Raw genomic sequence first — 20090 nt, forward strand, 5'->3', positions numbered from 1 at the left:
CGGTATCGGTGATACATCTTGTGCGAGGCGAGAACAACGACGGCTCCCGAGTCGATACCACTCATATCCCGATCAACGCCGCTGGCGTGCTCTGTTCCTCGTCGCTCTCACACTGTGTCAACTGCCAGCAGCCCACCGCGCGAACCCATTCGTATCGACAGTGAACACACACGCGTTCGGCGTTACGATCGTTCCTCGGTAATTTCGAAAAACTCGCTAAGAACGCTTTTGAGCCCTTTTCGCAGATGCTGGTGCATCGTCGGTGGTGAGACGCCCATTGCTTCGGCGACATCCTCTCCGGTACTCTCACGTGGCCACTCGAAAAAGCCGCCGTAGTAGGCGAGTCGCAACGTCGTCAGCTGTCGATCGGTGAGCTGATCCAGAATCCGGTTGCATCGCTCGGCTGCCGTTCGCACCGGCCGATCGACTTCCCGCCGAGCGACGAGTTCCGTATCATCGTAGATAACGGTCAGTGCATCCGCGATCTCTCGAACGTCCGCACTCTGTGACACTTCTACCAGGCAGGTCCCAACACCGTTTTCAACGGTAATCTCTCTGATCGTTGCCCCGTGGTTTGCCAGCGCGCGGACACCCGATTTCGAGAGGGACATCTCGACCGTGCAGCTGTCGTTCCCGTCGTGAATACGCCGACACTCTTCGATCGACTCGTGTGCGGCTGCCGCTTCGAGAACGGTTTCACAACCGATCCCCTCGACGGTGACGTACTGGACAGTGTGACCGTCTGAGGTCGTGCCGGCCCACTCGAGCGAGCAGGTACAGTCGTACTCTCTGGAGAGATCGAACGAGAACGTGTCTCCGTCGTTGATTCGAAACTCGAGTTCGATGACGGTATCGGCAAACAGCAGTTGGCGGTTCCGGACGGCCATGATCGTAAAGCCGATCGTCTCGCCGAGCAGTCTGAACCCGGCCCGTTCTCCCTCACTAAACGCTTCTGCACGGTCTGAAAGGACAGTCAAAACGCCATAGATCGACTCGTTGTGGCTGATTGGGACGGCGATTGCGGATCTGACCCCGTCTTCCCGTGCACCATCCTGCAGCTGGTCGGGGACGGTTTCAGTTTCCGGAATCGCTGTCTGTGTCTGGATTGTTCCCGTCTGGACGGCTCGTCGAGCCAGCCATCCATGATCGACGGTGGAGTCGGTGACGTACTCGAGATACGTTTTGGCACTGCCGGCCCCTGTTCGGTACGCAAGCGATCTCTCGCCCGTGTGTTCGGCGATCCAGGAGCCACAGTACAGCTCGGAGTCGACGAGTTGATCACAGACTTTGTGCTCGATCGTCTCTCTGGAGTGGGCCTCAACCAGTGTCTCGATCACCTGTCCGACGACCGCATTGATTTTGTTGAGTGTCTCGAGTTGGTTTTGTCGCGATCGGAGTTCGCGCTCTCGTTCGACCCGTTCGGTGATATCTCTTGCAAGCCAGACAACAGCGCGTTGCCCCTCGATCCGTTCGTTGATCGGGACGACTCGCGCCTCATACCGTCGATCGCCGTCAGTCGTTTTGACTCCGTACTCGATCGACTGGATATCATCGGTCGCGAGCGTTCGATCGATACACGTCTGTAACTTCGACGCCATATCCGCTGCAAAGACGTCCTCAAGTTGGTTCCCGGTCAACTCATCGCTCGATACCGTGTACAGATCGGCCGCTCCTGGACGGACACTCGCCTCGACGTAGGTCCCGTCGGCGGTGATGACAAACGCCTCGTCGGGGAGCTCGTTCGCGAGCACTTGGTGATACTCGTTTTCGGCTGCTCCGTGCGTCGATTCGTCCGCTGTTTTTTCGGCTGTCGACGCTCCTTCTGTTGCCGTCTCCGCTGCTGTTTCTGCTGTTGACGCTCCCGCTGTCGATTCGTCTGTGTGCAATTCCACAGCATCTTCCGCCCGACTCGAGTGGACCGTCTCGATAACTCGATCGACAGCATTCTCCTCGCGGTCGGGCCGCACGTAGTCGTCCGCATTCGCTCGCACTGCAGCCGCGGCAAGCGCCTCACTCCCTGACGGTGGAACGACGATTGTCGGAATCGACGGTTCGGCGGCGTTGATTCGCTCGAGCACCGCCGTTGTCCGCTCCGGACACTCGAACTCGAGGGTAACGGCAACGGGCTCGTTTGCGCCGTCTTCGTCTCGGGTTTCGGGGGCGACAGTTTCAGAACCAACCACCGCCTCGAAATCGGCTGCTGGCGAGACCGACCGAACGTCAAACGGCGTGGCTTCACGGAGTCGCGTCTCGAACGAACTCGAGTGAGTCGCCGTCACGTGGAGGATTGAGCCGGGTCGGTTCTGGGACATGGTGATCTGAGCTGGCGGTTGCCAATCGTAATTAGCTGGCGTCGTCTTTCTAAGACAAGACAATGACAGAACAAAAGACTACTGGTCAGTTACTCTCACCGGCAAGCGACTATACGACCGCAGCAGAACCGAGCGGCTGTATCCTGAGGGTACGTCTCCGTGATCAGGCCGGTGTCTGATCGATCGCCTCGAGCTGCTCGCGATATCGATTGCGAACGGTAACGACGGTCGTCTGTGCAGTGTCGGCGACTGCTCGCTGTGGAATCGTCTCGTCACAGAGGAGTCCAGCGGCGTAGATGGCCGCGGCGGCGAACCCGGTTGGGGATTTCCCCGAGTGGAGTCCCTGTTGGGTCGTTTGGTCGATAATCTCGACGGCTTTCGTCTCGACGTCTTTGTTGACGTCGAGTTCAGAGCAAAAGCGGGGGACGAACTGACGAGGGTTCGTCGGCTCCAGGTTGATGTCGAGTTCGTCGGCGATGTATCGATACGTCCGTCCGATTTCCCGTTGGTCGACCCGTGAGACGGCGGTTACTTCTTCGAGGCTGCGTGGAATGTCTTCCTTTCGACAGGCGGTATAGAGGGCGCTGGTCGCGACCCCTTCGATCGATCGACCGCGAATGAGATCTTGCTCGAGTGCCTGCCTGTAGATTACGCTTGCAGTCTCTTTGACGGGTTTTGGGACGCCTAAGGCACTGACCATCCGGTCGATCTCCGAGAGGGCGTATTTCAGATTGCGTTCGCCTGCGTTTTTCGTTCTGATCCGTTCCTGCCAGACACGGAGTCGATGGAGCTGGCCATGCTTGTCGGCCGACATCGAGTGTCCGTTGGCGTCTTTGTTCCGCCAGTCGATCGTTGTCGTCAGCCCTCGGTCGTGCATCGACTGTGTGAGCGGTGCACCGACTCGAGAGAGTTCGTTGTGTTCTTGGGCATTAAACGCCCGCCACTCCGGGCCGTAGTCGATCGGATCTTCGGTTAAGACGAGCCCACACTCCTTGCAGACTCGCTCGCCGCGGTCCGGGTCGTGTACGATCGTCTCGGTCTCACAGTCCGGACACAGCCCGGGCTCTGTCTTTTCTGCTTCTTTCTCCGTATGATCGATGAGGGACCGCGTCATCAGTAATAAATGCATCCGTGCAGGCATTGTAAGGGGATAACATGGTTTCGTGAGAAACCCGGACTTACTAGTGTGGTCGGTGACGTTCGACGAAGAGAAGGAAGACAGCGATTCAGCGTCGCTGTGCCCGATCAAGCGATCGACTGATTCGTGCCGAAGCCGTGTCCCATCGGTCCGCTGTGGGCGAAGCGTCCTGCCTGACGTCCTCGCCCTACCATGTGCAATGTGATCCACCCACATGAAATGTGGGCATAGTTTCGGTGATTGCCCACCGTAAATCACGCATTCATTCCATAAATTCAGCTTTTTGAATCGAACTGTCGTTCGTCTTTATGTTCGAGGCAGCAAACGTTCCGTACCAGTGTCGTGTCGTATCCTTCCCGTTTGGTTTCCGGCCACGTTTCGGCCCCTCCACTCCACGCCCCAACGACTACACGATTGTTTCATCCGTACGCAGTCGATACACACGCACAACCGTCTGATACTTGCCCTCCCGACTTTCGACGGCACACAGCTCTTGACTCGGCGGTCAGCTCCGACACTCTCGAGGCCGAGAAGTCGATCCGTACCTGCTTTGCAGCCGGTGCGAAACGTGGCTGTGCTTAAGAGTGTCAGTATTGGTGTACAACTTGGTGTGTCAACCGTGATTGCGACCTGCAGATCAAGAACGATGCCGCTCCCGTCGATCAAACAGTATAGCCACTGTTTTGCGTTCCATAATTTACCAGACACAGGCGCAACTGGGCTTCCTGAGTCCGGAGGCCACGAATAATGTCTTCGATCGACACCTCGCTTCCCGACGAAATCGCGTCAGTGGCCGACTCAGGCGAGGAACAACGGCTCTCGAAAGACGTTATTTTCGAACTCCTGAAGAACCGACGTCGCCGCGAAGTGCTTGCATACTTGCTCGAGGCCGAGGAAACAGTGACACTCGGTGAACTCGCCGAGCAGATCGCCGCCTGGGAGAACGATACTGACGTCGCCGCACTCAGCTCTGATCAGCGCAAGCGGGTGTATGTCGCCCTCTATCAGACTCATCTTCCGAAGATGGATGACGCTGGAATCGTCGAGTACGACCAGGATCGAGGGCTGATCTCGCTTGCGGACAATGCCGATCTGTTGATGATGTATCTCGATACGGATACGCATCGACAGGATCGGTGGGATCGATGGTATGCCGCACTGAGTGTCGTCGGTGCAGCGCTTGTTACTGGCGCCTTTCTTGGCCTGCCACCGCTGTCGGCCATCCCGACGCTCGGTGTCGCTGGTATCGTTGTCGTCGCGTTTTTCCTCCTTTCGGCTGCACACGTCGTTACGAACCGCCAACAGGAACGTACTGTCGACGGCAAACTATCACGAATCGAGTAACTGCTCTGAGACGTTCCTCAGCTTCGATCGCTGGCTTCGATGACTGGTCCAGCGGTTTCAGATAGGGTGATTATGGGGGAAGAAGGACTTTTATTCACGGATCCCGAACGGACGACTGGCTCCCGACGACCGTCATCCAGTACCGGAGCAGTTCGCGTGCCAGCATCTGTTCCTGTTTCAGGCGCGGGGGCCGTTTTTGAACCAAACTCGTCTCGATAGTCGACACGTGGCTCGTTGCTTCCGGCAGTTCATACTGCCGGACAACACGATTTGCGCACCGATTGCACGCGAACAATCGTCGCCGACGGCAACGAGCCGTGGGACGCGATCGGGCGGTTACTGACTGTTGTCTGGCAGTATCAGACCGTATCCAGCTCCATCTCGACCGGCTCGCGGTGTGCTGGCTCTGCTGGCTCGGATCGATCTACTGCGTCGTAACAGAACTGCTCGAGCCGTCGCGCCTGCTCGCGCCAGGTAAACGCCTGAATATCCTCGCGGGCCTGCCTGCCGAGTGTGTCTCGGAGCTCGGGCGACTCGAGGACCATGGTGAGCTTGTCGGCCAGATCTTGTGGGTCGCTGACCCGTGCGAGGAGCCCGTTTTCACCGTTGACCAGATACGTCTTGACTCCCTCGAGAGCCGTCGTCACGACCGGGAGTTCACAGGCCATCGCTTCGACGTTTGCCATCCCGAAACTCTCGTTGTGGCTTGGCAGACAGAACACGTCGGCACCGGCGTGGTAGGCCGGCAGTTCCGGATGTGGGACTTCGCCGTGGAGTTCCACTCGCTCCCACATCCCGAGTTCGCGGGCCCGGCGTTGCAACTGCGCTTTCTCGCCACCACGACCAACGAAGTGGAGTTCCTGCTCACCCTCGAGACGAGACACCGCCTCGAGCAGGTCGTAGATCCCTTTTGATTCGACGAGTCGACCGACGAAGAGGATGATCGGATCGTCACTCGAGATTGCGGGTTCGACTCCCGGCTGGAATCGATCCGCGTCGACACCTGGATAGATGAGTCCCTCGACGCTGGAGTCGAGTGCGTTCGTCACTCGCTTTGCGGTTTCGTCCGAGTTTGCCAGCAGGTGCTCTGTCTGTGACAGCTTGTCTCGAAGTGTGACGCCAAGACCGAACCCCGTGAGACGATGGAACGTGTAGACGGTTGGCACGTCGACGACGTTCGAGAGGAGGAGGTCATCCAGAAACTGGTAAGTAAGGAGAATGTCGAGGTGCTCGTTCATATGGTCGATGAGGCCGTTTCGGATGGCCCACTGGGTCATCAGGAGCTTGACACGGTTTTGGGGGCCAAGCTGATGCACCGGATCGAGCGACTGTGTCCAGTGGTCCTTGAACGAGGGTGTTTCTATCACGGTCACGTCCGACTCGGTCAACAGCGGTGACAGGTCTCCTTCCTGGGTGTAGAGGTAGACATCGTTCGATCGGCTAAGTGCTGCCGCCATCTGTTGGGTGTACACCGCAATCCCACCCGCATGACGAGTCCCTGCAGCGTCGTGATAGAACCCGATTTTCATACTCTAACTAGTGTGTCACGACTATTTTGTTATCTATTTCGTACTGTCAGTACTCTTCACGTATCGGTGTTCGCCTCGAAAACGCAGTCTCGTGGCTGACGAACCTGCTGCTGGGGCTGCGGGAGTCGATATTCGTCGATATCTCTTGCCCAACGATTGATATGGCACGGAAAACGGAAGGTACGGGAGGGATTACAATGACTGTGTTCAGAGTAGCGGCGATCAAGTGATTTCGATTCTCTTTCCACGCATTCGGTGGTTGACGTCGCCACTGGCTCTCTCCTGGTGTCTCGACAGTCGCGCGTGTTGTCGAGGCCTGATCGACGGCGACGGCTGGCGCTCCGACGACGAACTGCCCCGAAATCGAACTGCTGACGGACGAGTTGTCGAGCATGTCGCTCACTGATCGTATCCTTGACGGGTTCAAGGCAACACTCGGTGCTCGGCTCGTAAACAACATCGCGAACGGGCTCCTGTTGCTGTTGCTTGCCCGCTTTCTGTTGACAAACGACCAGTACGGGCTGTTGTTTACGATTATCTCCATCGTTGCCGTCGCGCAACTCGGTGCGGACCTCGGGCTCGCTCGCTCGGCAGCACGCTACATTTCCGAAAAAAAGGAGACCGAGCCCTCTGTTATCCCGTATCTCGTGCGAACGTCGCTTCGCTACCGAGTGCTCTTGCTCGGCGTTGTCGCTGTCGCCCTCATCGCAACGCGTGACATGCTCGCCACCGTCCTCGAGATTCCTGAACTCTCGGCGCTGATGTGGTTGGCCGCCGGCTATCTGATCGTTCAGTCGCTGTACTCGTATCACATGTCGCTGTTTCAGGGGTTCAACCGGGTGAATTTGAGTGCTGTCCTCGAGATCATCAACAACGTCACACGTGTTCTGTTCGTTGTCGGCCTGACAGCGCTCGGCCTGGGTGTTGCTGGGGCACTGTTTGGATACATTCTGGGCGCTGCTCTCGCAACAGCCGCCGGGCTGGTGTTGCTTTACCGTCGATTCTACACCCAGTATGCGGATGGCGGTGGGAGCAAATCGCTCCGGAACCGGATGCTCGAGTACAGCGTCCCGCTAACTGCCTCTCACAGCGCGAACATCCTTGACCGGCAGGTCGATACGATTCTGGTTGCGTTTTTCATCAATCCGGTCGCAGTCAGTTACTACGTTTTGAGTAAGCAGGTCACCGAGTTCGTCCTCGTCCCGGCTAGTTCGCTCGGGTTTTCGGTTTCGCCGGCCTATGGCGAAGAGAAAGCGAACGATTCGCTCGATCGTGCGGCCCGGATCTACGAGACGACACTTCAGTATATGTTCTTGCTGTACATTCCAGCCGCGGTGGGGATCTTGCTCGTGGCTGAGCCTGCTATTACGCTTATTTTCGGCACTGAGTATGCGGGTGCAGCACCGGTGTTGCAAGTGCTCTCGGTTTACGTTGTTTTCCAGGCAATCACGGGTGTCACGACGCAGGGACTCGATTATCTCGGCCGGGCGAAAACACGGGCGTATGCGAAAGGCGCGACGTCGGTCGCAAATGTCGGTCTCAACATCGTTCTGATCCCGATCTACGGCGTCACTGGCGCAGCTGCTGCGACAGTGCTTACGTTTGGGATCTACACGCTGGTCAACGTCTACGTCATGCACAGCGAACTGTCGCTGGATTTCGTTCGGATCGGTCGATCGCTCGTCTTGACGTCGGCTATCGCCTGCGGGATGGGACTATCAGTGCTATTTCTCGTCCCGTACGCCTCGTCTATTCCGGCGTTGTTCGGCGTAATCGCGATCGGCATCGCTATCTGGGGCGTTCTGGTCACAGCAAGCGGCGTTATCGACCCACGTGAGACGATTGCACAGCTCACCTGACTGTCTCGCTTGCTCTATCGCTCAGACGTAGAGCGTCGATTACTGGGTCACCGCGAGAAGTGAGAAGACTGGGTTTCGATACCGGTTATCAGTGTACGAGCAGCGGCGAGTTCCTCACTGCTCGCGAACGTTGTACTGGACGTCGACGGTTGCGTCGCCACAGAGCGTGAACTTCTCGATATCGCCGTCAAACCAGTAGGCATCGAGCCAGTTACTGACGGCACCGCGAACGGCTCGGCCCTCGACGACGTCCTCGTCGTCGATCGAGGCGTCTCGGTAGGTCGACTTAACAACGGCACCACTGGCCTCGAAGGAGTACGTACTTGGCTCCTCAGCGTTCGTTCCGTCGATAACGAGTGCGTGAGGGAGCACCTCGTGGTCGCCGTAGTCGGCTGGATCGATCTCCTCGCCATCGAGGCTGACTGTCGCCTCACCATCGATGAGCGTGACATCTGTCAGTGCACCCGAAAAGCGGAACATCTGGCTCCCGTCGGTGACAGTACTCTGGCCTGTCGAACCCGAAACCGTCGTCGCTTCGTCTTCGGGATCATCGTCGCCAGCGAGTTCGATCGTTCCTTCGACCGTAATCTCGAAACTCGTCGGCGACCCCTGGCCCTCGACCTCGAGGACGTGTGGGAGGTCGTCGCCGTAATCTGCCGGATCGATCTCTTCGTCGTTGACCAGCACTGTCGCCGGGCCGTCGACGGTGAGTTCCTCGAGGTCGCCGGAAAAGCGGAACGCGTCTTTCCAGTTTGCGACGACGCCGCTTACAAGCGAGTCTTCGATCTCGGCTTCATCGTCGATCGTCGCGCCCTCGTAGTTCGATGGCTCGACATCGCCGTCGACTTCGAACTCGTATCGGGTTACGTCCGAGTCGTCGCCGTCGAAGAGGATCACGTTCTCGAGGAGGTCGTCGTCCGCTTCATCGGCTTCTTCCTCGGTACTGTCCGTCCCGCTTGTCCCACTGTCGGCGCTTGCAGTTCCCGACGCAGCTGCCTCTGCCGAGGTCGGAACGCCGTCGGGGACCGAGAGATCCGGCGAGGTCGAGACGCCGTCACCGACGGAGACGGTCGACCCGCTCGCACGCTGAATATCTCCTCGGTAGCCACCGCTCTCGAAGTTGACGCTGCCGGGCGAGCCGTTCGCGCCGGCGACGAGTGCGTAGGGGTACGGCCCGTCGGCGAAGTGTGAGTCCCGAATCGTCACGGTGCCGCCGTTCCAGACCCAGACCGGCCGGCCGTTGGTCTCGGTGTAGCCACCGTAGCCGGGGCCGTAGTCGGTGTTGTCGTTGTACGCGACACAGTTTTCGATCACGTCATTGCCGCTTGCACAGCGGAACGTCGTGACGCCGTTGTTCTTTCCAAAGCAGGTATCGAAGTGGACACTGCTCGGTCCGGATGCGGTGTTTGAACAGTAAAAGCCGTTGTTCGGGAATCCTTGGACGTTGCAGTGTCGGAACGTCACGCTTGCGTCGTTGCCGCGGTGCATGAAGACTGCACCAGGCCCGTGGACGAAACTCGAGCCTTCTTTGGTCGCCCCATCTCCCATATAGATGTTTTCAAAGAGAATGTCACCGCGATCGGCATTGATCGACACCAGGAACTGATCGCCGCGATAGAGGCCTTCGAACCCGATGTTTCGAATCACTGAGTCTGCCCCCGTAACGTTCAACAGGACACTGTTACCCGTTGATACGTCGATGAGCTTGTTCTCGAACGTCTCTCCGCGACCGATATTGATCACCTGGCCGCGTGCGCGGATGACGTCGTAGTCGTTTTCGTCGGCGCTTGCGCTTGCTCCGAACGCCGCTGCTGCTGCGGTCGTTGCACCGGCCAACTTCATGTACGACCGCCGGTGGAGTAATCCACTATTACCGCTCTCGTCCGCCGACTGGTCCTCGCTGTCGGCGGATTCGCTATCGTTCAGTACCGAAGATTCGCGTGCCATGCAATCGGGTAATATGATACTACCACCATAAACTTTCTCTTCTATTTTACTTAAAATTTACAGACTTTGAATACTATGTGTATATTCTATAAAGAAATGAACGCATTTCCCTCACGATATTTTATATATCGCGGGCCGATCTCGATTTCCTGAGTAAGATAATTTTACCACTGTTTTGCACTCGAGATACCCCGCTCTCTGGGTAGTAATACGCTATTACTACCCGATTTCGACTCCTGATTACAGCGTCAGGGAATACCGAGCAAAAACAGTTCGATGAAATCGGTCAAAAACACCTGCCCGAATCAGCAAAGTGGAGGGTACGTCAGCGGGGTGGAGGGTACGTCAGCGGGATAGAGTTTCGTCAGCAGGTGGAGGATGCGTCAGCGGGAATCTGCTTTCAATCTCGCAGCGTCAGTTGCTGCCGGCCGCTGCCTCTTCGGCGCTGGTCGGTGTTCCGTCCGGAATGAACGCCTCGGGATCGGTGCCCGTGTCGCCCTCGAGTTGGACGGTCGAGCCAGCGTGTTCGGCGATGCCGGCTGCGTCGTCGTAGTCGGTATCGCGGACCACAACGTTTGTACCCTGACCGTTGGCACCGGCGTCGATTGCGGTGTGCTGGCCGTTCATCTCGATCTGGCAGCCTTCGACTTCGATCGTGCCGGGCGACCAGGCCCAGATGCCACGGCCCGCATAGCCCTCGTTGCCGACGTACACGCTCGAGTTCGTCACCTTGCTGCCTTCCGTTGCGAGTCGGAAGTGCGAGACATAACAGTTGGCGGCGAAACAGCTGTCGATGTGGATCGTGCCACCGCCGGCGTTGCCGGGCGCGGAGGCGTAGATCGCGTTGTCGGCGAAGCCCTGAATGTTGACGTTCTCGAAGTCGATGTGGCCGGCGTGGTCTGGGTTGACCCAGAAGGCAGTTTGCCCGTGCCCGGACGAACTTCCGTTTCGCTCGTCGGAGCCGTCACCGAGGTAGACGTTCTCGACCGTGCTCGAGCCACCGGAGTCGGAGATACCGAACGTCGCGGAGCCGGTTCCGGACGTGTTCTCTCCTTTGAAGCCGATGTTTCGGATCGTCCAGTCACTGCCGCTGGTGGTAATGACGATGTCTTGGCCGGTCGTCATATCGATCAGTTTGTTCTCCCAGGTCTCACCGTCACCGATGGTGATGGTCTGGCCACTGGCTTCGATCTCTTCGTAGTCGCCTTCTGCGGCAGGCGTGCCGGTGGCTTCGGTCTCCTCGTAGTCGTCCTCAGCGGCGGTTGTGCCGGTTGCGCCGAGAGTGGCTGCTGCAGTTGCGACCGCAGCGAGCGAGCGCACGTAGCTGCGGCGGCTTAATCCACTGTTACGGCTTGCATTCGGCGTAGTGTCCGTCTCAGACGTACGGGGGTTCTGCGCCATACACTTGCGTAACCTGCCCTTACAGCCATAAACTTTTCTTTGTCGTTGTAGATAAAATTTACAGAATATATTTCTAACATTGTATAATACAACAGATATTGTGACTGTTCTACCACGAATATATGAATGACTAACCGGCAAATCGACGCTCGAGTAAGACAATTTTTCTGCAGAAATATCATCTTACGACGCTCGAGAAGCAGTCTACTACCTGATTCGTGATCGTCGCGATCGACAGCGAGACGTCGACGCCGTTGGTTCACGAGGCCAAACTGATGGCGAAAGTCCGTTATTACTTGGCCGAAACCGACGTGGGAATGGAATGTGGGTCGGTCGGTGACCGACCAGCTGTAGAGTGGGCGTAGTCACGACGTTCTGTCAGTGGAGGAGTTGCCTGTGTTGAGTTGGGACGGTAAGAGTGAGTAGATGAGTGGAATAAACTCGAGAACAGACCGCTGTTTGTTGACTGCTGGTTGATCTCCGATTTCGATCGGCGACAGGCCACAGCAGGCTCCCCGTGGAGTGTCGCGTGGACACCGTCCCGTGGTGTTGATTTCTTTCGTCGTCAGTGACCGGCGGAGTGGGATGTTCTGGAACCGGTGTCTCGCGCGTGTGCGCGAAACTAAAAAGAATATATCGGTATCAGGCCATCCTCGAGCAAAAGTCGTGATGATGGCCTGACGTGGCTTCCCCGTGTTACTCCGGGCCGGCAACAGCGTACATTCGGAACTCGTCGTTCGAAATCACCTTATTAGTCCCTGGGGAGGTTTCGAACGCCTCGAGTGACGCCTCGCTGTGATAGAGTTCCTGATAGACTTCAATCTCGCGGGTAATATCGTACTGCGTCATAATGAAGTAGTAATCCCTGTCGTGGTACGCCGTATCGTAGTTGCCAGCTTCGAATTCCTCTGGATCGACGTCGCCGGTCGCAACTGTTGCACCGCTCAGTGCCTCGTCAGCTTCTACTCCGTTGAGGCCGTGGTCGTACCGGTAGGGGTCATAGCCCATTCCCGCGTGGGGAATGTCATCGTCGGCATGTGCCAGACCGGTTTCGTAGCCGCTGAATTTCTGATCAGTAATATGTTGTCCGGGATCGTAGATCATCGGTGAGGCGAACACGGTCATCAGTCCCAGCACGAGACAGGCACCGAGCCCAACTGCTGCGACGGCGTTGCCTCCTGGTCTCGTAATATAGTTCGAGAGCCCGCCGACAGCACGTGCGATGGCGACTCCTGCAAGGATCGTCAGGATGACGGCGATAAAGCCGAGTTGGCGAAACGACATCACCGGAGTCCCAAGAAAGTAGACGGCGAACAGTCCGGTCAGTGGCACCAGCGAGAGCGAGAGATAGTTGACTATCGCTTTCGTTTCGGGATCGAGACCGGTCCGGCCGAGCCACACCAGCAAGATGAAGAATCCGACGACCAGCGAGATCAGTGCCAGATCGAGAAACATCGTGACGAACAGTTCGCCGAGACTGCCGCCGATCTCTGCAAGCGAGGAGTCACGCTGGTCGACCTCTGCGCTCCCACCGATGTCTTCTGTGAAGATCCCAGTAACGAGCCCGACGAGGGCGCCCCTGAATCGTTCGTTGCTCGCCGCCCAGAGGGTAAAGACGACCCCAAGGACGACCGTGTGTGCGTACATCGTTGGATGGTCGAGGATCGGATGATCGTCGTAACGACGTCGGACGACGTACTGCACGACGCTGATTGCTCCGATCAGGATGACGACGTTGACCATCTGCTGTGGGTGGACTAACAGAAGCCCAACCCCAGACAGGATCAGCAGGAGGCTAAACGGTGAGAGGCCAAGCGGCAGCCGCTCGATCGCGGCTCGGCGACGGAGATAGGCAAGGACCGCGAAGATGACAACGGGAACCAAAAAGAGGGCGTTCGAGTTCGTATGGACGCCCATGTGCGTCGCGATGTTGTTGATCGGTAGTATCATCCAGGAAACGATCGCCCCGGCTCCGATTGCCAGACTGGTTCCGGTCAGCTCTCGAACGACCAGTGGAATGAAAATCAGGAACGGAACGAACAGGATGATCATGGTAAAAAGCAATCCGCGTTCGATCGGGACGCCACCGACGTAGTGAAAGACCGCCCCGATCGAGTGAGCGGCGGGATAAAACAGCTCGTGGGGAGCTAACTCACCCCTGGTTATATCCCGTGCCCATCCGAGATGCGTGAGTGCATCCCCCATCCCGGAAAAGCGGTAGTTCCTGATCACCGGGAGACTGACGATTCCCGTGACCGTCGTTGCACCGAGTCCGATCCCGAGCGCCTGTTCGCGGCCACGACAGATCAGTACTGTACTGACGGCAATCGCCAACGCGATGGCGAAGGCGACCCACGTTGCCGTCGGTGTGCCCGTATATATCGACGGCTCGTAGCTCGTCGCAGGGTTCGCCCGTGCCACAAGGAGTCCAACCGCGGCTGCAAGAAATCCTACGGCGAACGTCACGTTGAGTGTCGACTGTTTCATCTGCTCTCGAGGGAATCGCGCTCCGTTCCAATGTCGATACGCATGTCTTGAGGAACGGTCCTCGAGCCAGCGGTTTGTTATCCGGCTCTTATTTTGCTGGGAGACAGCCCCCTGTTCGTTCTCACCGGCCCATTGGTCGCCTCTGTTTCCGCAGTTGCCACCAGAGCCACCGTAGACGGCGTCTTTCGTCTGTTTCGACTTCTGAACCGATGTACGCAACCCCTATCGGCCGTGAACTGACGTGTATGGGTTGCATTTTCGATTGTCGAACCATCAACGGTTCTGATGCTTTTTGTACCCGTCCGTAATCCATCGAGATGACCGCAACCGGTGCACGCAGTTTCGTCACTGCAATCCAGTTCGACCTATCCCTATGTCATCCATCGTTATCGACCACGTCAGCGCCGACGGCACGACCCTCGAGTCGGACGTACGGACGTCCGCCGACCTCGAGCGGTTTTTCACGAACGAACCGTTTCGAACCGACTACGACGTCCCCATCGAGGACGTTCCTGAGGGTATCCTCGCAATCCCAGTCCTCGCACAGGTCTGTCCTGTCGCGTGGGCGAATGGGGCCGACGTCTACGTCGACGAAGTGGATACAACGTTCGCGAACGCTCTCGAAGACGTCAAGACGACGCTGTGCTCGATGCACGAGTTCCTCGAGGGCGGCACGCTCTATGCAAAAGAGACGGTCGACATCGATCCCGAGGCGAGCGGCGAGAGCGGACTGCTTTTTACCGGTGGCGTCGACTCGACGTGTTCGTACGTCCGCCATCGCGATGAGTCGCCGACGCTCATCAGCATCCGTGGATGGACGATCACACCCGAGCCGGCCGACGACGACAACTGGGACCATCTCCGCTCGCGTGTCTCGTCGTTCGCCGAGGACCACGAGCTCGAGACGGCGTTTCTCGAGTCGAACATGCTTTCCTTTCTCGCCCATCCGATGTTGCTGGCCCACTACAAACGCTACGTCGACGGCGCATGGTACAGCTCCGTCGGCCATGGCCTCGGGCTGCTTGGTCTCTGCGCGCCGATGGCCTACGCCCGCGGTATCGAGGACCTCTACGTTGCCGCAACCCACTGGGAGGGGATCGACCTCGAGTGGGGATCACGGCCCGATATCGACAATCACGTCCGGTGGGCTGGCACCCAGTGTCACCACGACGGCTACGAACTCACTCGTCAGGAACGTCTGGACGTCATCGCGGACTACATCCGAGATGAGGCGCCAACGCTCGAACTCCAGACCTGTAACGACCGGATGGACGGCAACTGCGGAGAGTGTGAGAAGTGTTACCGAACTGCTGTCGGGCTGTCGCTCTCCGGACTCGAGCCGACGGCACACGGCTACCCATTTTCAGACCACAACTACCGTGAGATCCAGGCTGCACTCGAGGACGGGCAGTGGGTTCTTGGTCAAGACGAGCGTCATATGTGGGCGGACATTCGGGAGCGAGCGCGCGAAACGGAGCAAAACTCGACTGAAGCGGCGGCGTTTTTCGAGTGGTTCGAGCAGGCTGATCTCGACGATCTGGTTTCCGAGTCCGAACCACCGCTGTCACACCGTCTCCTCCGCGCGGGCGCGAGAAACGCACCGGCTCCCGTCTACAACACCGTCTATCCTGCCTGGACGACGGCGAAGTCGGGACTGCGACGCGTTCGCTCCAGCCGGTAACAGACTCATGTCGGGACAGTGTCTGGCTGTCGCCACTGAACCGTCGTCCTGACCCCGTGGTCCCGTCTGTTGGCGTGGACCACATCACATGAACCAGCCGGCACCGTCGATATCGAGCCGAAAGACGCGCTCGAGTCGTCGCTGACTGTGTGATTCAACCGCAAAACTGCACCCCTATCCGGCTCGGTCGAACTATCGTTCTGGAACGCCGTAATCAACGTGGACGTCCGGGACGCTCGCGGAGTCCGGTGCTTCGACGCCGTTCCAGTCGACGACGCGGACGTTCGTCACCTGGCCAGCGAATCGAAATCGCTGTACACCGACGTCGATCGCTCCCTCTGCGACGCTGCCCGAGACGACCGTTCCCTCGGCGAACGGATCGTGCGCGTCCATCTCGATCTCGCCGTCGACGGTAATTTCGAAACTCGAGGGGACGCCGCGGCCGATGATCGTCACGAGATTTGGGAGCGGTTCTGATTCTGACGTGGCAACCTGGTTCTGTACCGGTGTGTCGCGTGCCATACTTCGGTAAGTCTGTCTCTGCGGCATAAGCCTTCTTGTCGAAACATTGGTAGCTATGTGAGAAATTTAGGCAGTCAGATACAGCATGACGAGAGGATAGTCATCCAGGATATGATAACAAACGGACATGGGGGGCCCTCAGTTGGCGGTAGCTGATCGACATTCGGCGCCATGTTGTCCGACAAATCGGTCGCCTATCGGAGCGTCGAGAGCGTGTTCCAGAGATCGCGAACGAATGGACGTGGATCGTCGCGACTGAGGTAGTCAAATCGTGGCTGGTCGTACAGCGACCACGCTACGTCTGTTACTGCCTCCGTCATTGATGGCTTCTCGACGAGGTCGATATCTTTTGTGAGCACCGAGTGGAGATACAGCAGTTCGCCGCGGAGGAGATGGCCACCGATTCCCGACTGGTAGTCGTGGTCGATCAGGTCCTGTTCGCCGTTTGCCAACAACCAGTAGTAGTAGGGGAAGTCCGAGCCGGTCTGGACGGAGAACGGAAGCGATGACCAGAACCGTGGGTTGACTTCCATGAGTTTGAACTCACCCGTCTCCTCGTCGTGCAGAAACTCGACCATCGCGAGCCCGTGCCAGTCGAGTTCGTCGAGCAGCGCCAGCCCGGCTTCTTCGAGGGCCGGAATGTCGACCGATTCGCGAAAGGAACTTGGGCCGCCAGCGTAGCTGTAACCGCGTCGCTGTCGGTGCTGGAAGGTCGCCAGTGGATTGCCCTCGTCGTACAGTGCAAAGAAGCCGTACTCTTCGGTCGTCGAGACGTACTCTTGGACCAGCGGCACGTGGTGCATCTCCGTGTGAATGTCTTCCGTTGTGGCACCCCGGGTTGACTCGAGATACTGAGTCGACGGCGGTGCAATACAGGTTTCGGGCGTGTACTCGTCGACGTACTCGTCTCCGAGAATCGTATACCGTGGTTTGACGATCCACTTGCGTTCCTGGTCGGGTTCCGTCGTGAACAGAGCCGTTTCCGGCGCTGCGACACCCGCTGTGTCGGCTGCATCGAACAGTCGCATCCGATCCTGTGCTCGTGCGAGCGTCTCAAACGTCGGCCAGGGAGTGCTCACGTACTCGGCGAACTCGTCTCTGTACTTCGATAACACGTAGATGTCCGGCTCCCGAACGGGAATGATCGTCCGCACGTCCGGGCGCATGGCAAGCGAGCGCAGTGCCTCCTTGTACGCCACGAGATCCTCGTGTGGCGACGGCACGCGCACAGCCTCGTCACAGTACTTCGACTGAAATGCCGGGGTTGTTTCATCACTCGAGACGACGATTGTCCGGATCCCGCGTCTGCCGAGCGATCTCACACAGGCGACCGTACTCGGTGCGGCGATCCCCGGAACGACGACTGACTCGTTCCCGTTCCAGGCGGAGTTGTCCATACGGTCACTCCAATATGGGGTAGAAATGTTATGTCGTGGCTAACGTAACTCTTGAGGGCCTCAGCCGTCGGCTACGGCGGTCTCGAGATCGATCAATTCCCCGAAACCACGGTGGAGCGCGTCTTCGACGGTAGCGGCGTTCATGTCGAAACCGGGTGTTTCGAACTCGGAGCGAGTCGGCAACGGGCAGGCCTCAGTGCGGTTCTCCGAACGCAGTAACGGTGTTCCATTCCGGCTACTCGTAAGCGCTGACGTGACACGGACTACTGTAACGATGTATCGGCGCGGCTGCAGGACGTGTCGCGGTCGCGTCAGTACCGCCGTCCGCACTGTCACCGGTGTGGGCCCTTTCGTAGAGAGCAATGGCACTGGGACCGCTGGGCACCTGTTCTGCGACGCGCTCATCACGATCCAGTTCAGTCTGGGTATGCAACGTTCCTGGACCCGAACCCGCCGCACTCGATCGGTTGTTCCTGATAAAACTCAATCAACCTTTTATTTCTAATTCATAATTCGATTCATACTGAAGATACTGGGCCAGTGATAAATACGTGACAATGGTCGGAACAGTAACTATCAGTATCGAGATCGAACTGGGATGGGGGCTGGTTCGGTTCGATAAATTCGATAAACTCAGTGAGAACCGAGAGGCGGAAACGCGACATCTCTCTCGGTTGCTCGATCAGTGTGATGAATACGACGTGCCGATCACGTTCAACATCGTTGGGCATCTGCTTCACGAGAGTTGTGATGGAACGCATGACGGCCCACACGATGAAGATTGGTGGGATGTCGACCCGGGAACGTCCGTCGAGGAGGACCCCGAGTTCTACGCGCCGGATCTGATCGACGACATCCGCTCGCGGCGTACCGATCACGAGATTTGTACGCACACCTACTCTCACATAGAGTGTGACGAAGTTGATCCTGAAATTGTTCGGTGGGAACTCAACCAGGCACAACGAGTGCACGACGAACACGGCCTTGGAAAAACCGGTTCAATCGTTCCACCACGCCACAGCACTCCGCCATCGGGTGTCCTTGTTGACACCGGGATTCGAACAAAGCGGACTCCCCACTACAAGGCACACGATGAACATCACCCCGCGACAGCTGTTGGGAAGTTGTACGACATTCTTTTCGGAAGCCATCCGGCAGTAGAACCAGCCGTCAGGCAGGGCGTTCTGGAGTCGTACAGTCCGGAGTATATCACCTTTGCTGCCCCGTTCTTGCAGACGGGAACGTCTGACCCACATCCTGTGTATCGTTCGATCCCACTGTTTGTCCGACAGCGGCTCCACGAACGCAACCTCAGACGAGGGATCGATGCTGCAGCGACTACTGATTCGTTCGTTCACTACTGGAGTCACCTGTACGACTTCTCAAACGAGAAACAGTGGCCGCAGGTCGAATCGTTCGTTCGACAGCTCTCCGAAAGACAGGAGATGGGTGACATTCGCGTCCGAACGATGAAAGATCTCCAGTCCGAGTACGAACAGCGAGCACCCCACGGCGACCATTCGGCACAGGCACAGCAAGACGACCTGTGCCCGACACGAGAGGTCGGTCAACCGAAACCAGCGAACGCCTCGTTAGATCATCCCTTCGACCACGATGCATGACTGACGACGGACTCACTATCGGCATCCTGTTAGATGAATCAGCAATGGAACGGTGGGCTCTCGAGGCTGTCGAAACGGCAATACGAGACGCCGGTGTTTCGGTAGCACAGGTAATACTCCCACCAGCTGACAGTCCGGCCGACACCGATACAGCAGGGTCGTCGATTCCATGGCAGCGATACGCCGCCGCCGCGAGGGAGTACGGTGCGTGGACACCCGTGCTGGCTTGGCACCAGCTCGCCAGCACACCCTGGTATCTAGAAAAAATACCGCTCGAGGACCGAGCATGGTTCGACGATGCAGAAATCGTCCACGCTCGACCGGAGCCTGCTGATGGCATCGGTAACCGGCTTCCGGCGGCAGCGATTGAGCGGATTGAGTCGGCAGAGTTGGATCTGCTGTTTCGCCGTGGGTTCGGTATCATCAAGGGAGACGTCCTATCAGCGCCGTCACACGGTGTATTAAGCTACCACCACGGCAACATCAGGGAGTACCGAGGTCGCTCACCCGGTGTCTGGGAGTTTGCGAACGACGAGCGGACTGCCGGTGTCACGCTTCAGCGGCTTACTTCGACCCTCGACGGTGGCGAGATTGTCGTTGAGAAGACGATCGACATCACTGACTGTCGGACGTGGCAGAATGTTAGACAAAGACTCTTTGACAATTCCACTGACATGCTGGCAACTGCGTGCACTCGACTCGAAGATCCGGAATTCGGACCCACGCACACTGACGAGCTCGGGCCGCTATACACGTGCCCGGGGCTGGTCGATACTGTCCGGATCGAACTCAAAAATATCAGGGGAAAAGTGCAAAACCACGTCACCGAGTGATCGTCTCCCGATTCGGGC

Annotated in this window: 13 protein-coding genes; 5 read left to right on the forward strand and 8 right to left on the reverse strand. The window is 57.9% G+C overall.

From position 1 onward, the window contains the following. Nucleotides 1-182: 182 nt before the first annotated feature. The gene (locus ACERJA_RS15235) at nucleotides 183-2312 is read right to left on the reverse strand and encodes a bacterio-opsin activator domain-containing protein (RefSeq protein ID WP_373609104.1); all 2130 of its coding nucleotides are present in this window, start codon (nucleotides 2310-2312) and stop codon (nucleotides 183-185) included. A 163-nt stretch (nucleotides 2313-2475) separates the two neighbouring features. Next, the gene (locus ACERJA_RS15240) at nucleotides 2476-3426 is read right to left on the reverse strand and encodes a transcription initiation factor IIB family protein (RefSeq protein WP_373609105.1); all 951 of its coding nucleotides are present in this window, start codon (nucleotides 3424-3426) and stop codon (nucleotides 2476-2478) included. Between the two features lie 771 nt (nucleotides 3427-4197). Here ACERJA_RS15240 and ACERJA_RS15245 point away from each other — a divergent pair. Then, the gene (locus ACERJA_RS15245) at nucleotides 4198-4794 is read left to right on the forward strand and encodes an ArsR family transcriptional regulator (RefSeq protein WP_373609106.1); all 597 of its coding nucleotides are present in this window, start codon (nucleotides 4198-4200) and stop codon (nucleotides 4792-4794) included. Nucleotides 4795-5153: 359 nt separating this feature from the next. Here the strand turns inward: ACERJA_RS15245 and ACERJA_RS15250 are convergent, their stop codons facing one another. After that, on the reverse strand, nucleotides 5154-6323 hold the full coding sequence (locus tag ACERJA_RS15250; protein ID WP_373609107.1) for a glycosyltransferase family 4 protein: 1170 nt from the start codon (nucleotides 6321-6323) through the stop codon (nucleotides 5154-5156). Nucleotides 6324-6715: 392 nt separating this feature from the next. Between ACERJA_RS15250 and ACERJA_RS15255 the strand changes: the two genes are divergently transcribed. Further along, nucleotides 6716-8182 carry a flippase gene (locus ACERJA_RS15255; RefSeq protein WP_373609108.1) on the forward strand — a complete coding sequence of 489 codons (1467 nt, stop codon included), beginning with the start codon at nucleotides 6716-6718 and terminating at the stop codon, nucleotides 8180-8182. Nucleotides 8183-8296: 114 nt separating this feature from the next. Here ACERJA_RS15255 and ACERJA_RS15260 read toward each other — a convergent pair whose 3' ends face one another. The 3 genes from ACERJA_RS15260 to ACERJA_RS15270 form a co-directional block, all read right to left on the reverse strand. Next, on the reverse strand, nucleotides 8297-10129 hold the full coding sequence (locus ACERJA_RS15260; protein WP_373609109.1) for a hypothetical protein: 1833 nt from the start codon (nucleotides 10127-10129) through the stop codon (nucleotides 8297-8299). Between the two features lie 414 nt (nucleotides 10130-10543). Further along, the gene (locus ACERJA_RS15265; protein WP_049889930.1) at nucleotides 10544-11530 is read right to left on the reverse strand and encodes a hypothetical protein; all 987 of its coding nucleotides are present in this window, start codon (nucleotides 11528-11530) and stop codon (nucleotides 10544-10546) included. A 696-nt stretch (nucleotides 11531-12226) separates the two neighbouring features. Next, nucleotides 12227-14017, reverse strand: coding sequence for a hypothetical protein (locus ACERJA_RS15270; protein WP_373609110.1), 1791 nt, complete (start codon nucleotides 14015-14017; stop codon nucleotides 12227-12229). A gap of 373 nt (nucleotides 14018-14390) precedes the next feature. Here ACERJA_RS15270 and ACERJA_RS15275 point away from each other — a divergent pair, with 373 nt between their 5' ends. Continuing rightward, a complete protein-coding gene (locus ACERJA_RS15275) occupies nucleotides 14391-15698 on the forward strand; it encodes a hypothetical protein (RefSeq protein ID WP_373609111.1) in 1308 nt (435 codons plus the stop codon). Nucleotides 15699-15890: 192 nt separating this feature from the next. Here ACERJA_RS15275 and ACERJA_RS15280 read toward each other — a convergent pair whose 3' ends face one another. Together ACERJA_RS15280 and ACERJA_RS15285 are read right to left on the reverse strand one after the other, a co-directional pair. Beyond that, the gene (locus ACERJA_RS15280) at nucleotides 15891-16220 is read right to left on the reverse strand and encodes a hypothetical protein (protein ID WP_373609112.1); all 330 of its coding nucleotides are present in this window, start codon (nucleotides 16218-16220) and stop codon (nucleotides 15891-15893) included. A 194-nt stretch (nucleotides 16221-16414) separates the two neighbouring features. Further along, on the reverse strand, nucleotides 16415-17617 hold the full coding sequence (locus tag ACERJA_RS15285; RefSeq protein WP_373609113.1) for a carboxylate--amine ligase: 1203 nt from the start codon (nucleotides 17615-17617) through the stop codon (nucleotides 16415-16417). A 557-nt stretch (nucleotides 17618-18174) separates the two neighbouring features. Here ACERJA_RS15285 and ACERJA_RS15290 point away from each other — a divergent pair. After that, complete coding sequence (locus ACERJA_RS15290; protein ID WP_373609114.1) at nucleotides 18175-19239, forward strand: polysaccharide deacetylase family protein; 1065 nt, start codon at nucleotides 18175-18177, stop codon at nucleotides 19237-19239. Next, nucleotides 19236-20072 (forward strand): formyltransferase family protein, encoded by an 837-nt coding sequence (locus ACERJA_RS15295; protein WP_373609115.1) that lies wholly within the window; start codon nucleotides 19236-19238, stop codon nucleotides 20070-20072. Before ACERJA_RS15290 ends, ACERJA_RS15295 begins: the two co-directional genes overlap by 4 nt. Nucleotides 20073-20090 lie beyond the last annotated feature (18 nt).

Source organism: Natronorubrum sp. A-ect3 (assembly GCF_041821125.1).
Taxonomy (GTDB): domain Archaea; phylum Halobacteriota; class Halobacteria; order Halobacteriales; family Natrialbaceae; genus Natronorubrum; species Natronorubrum bangense.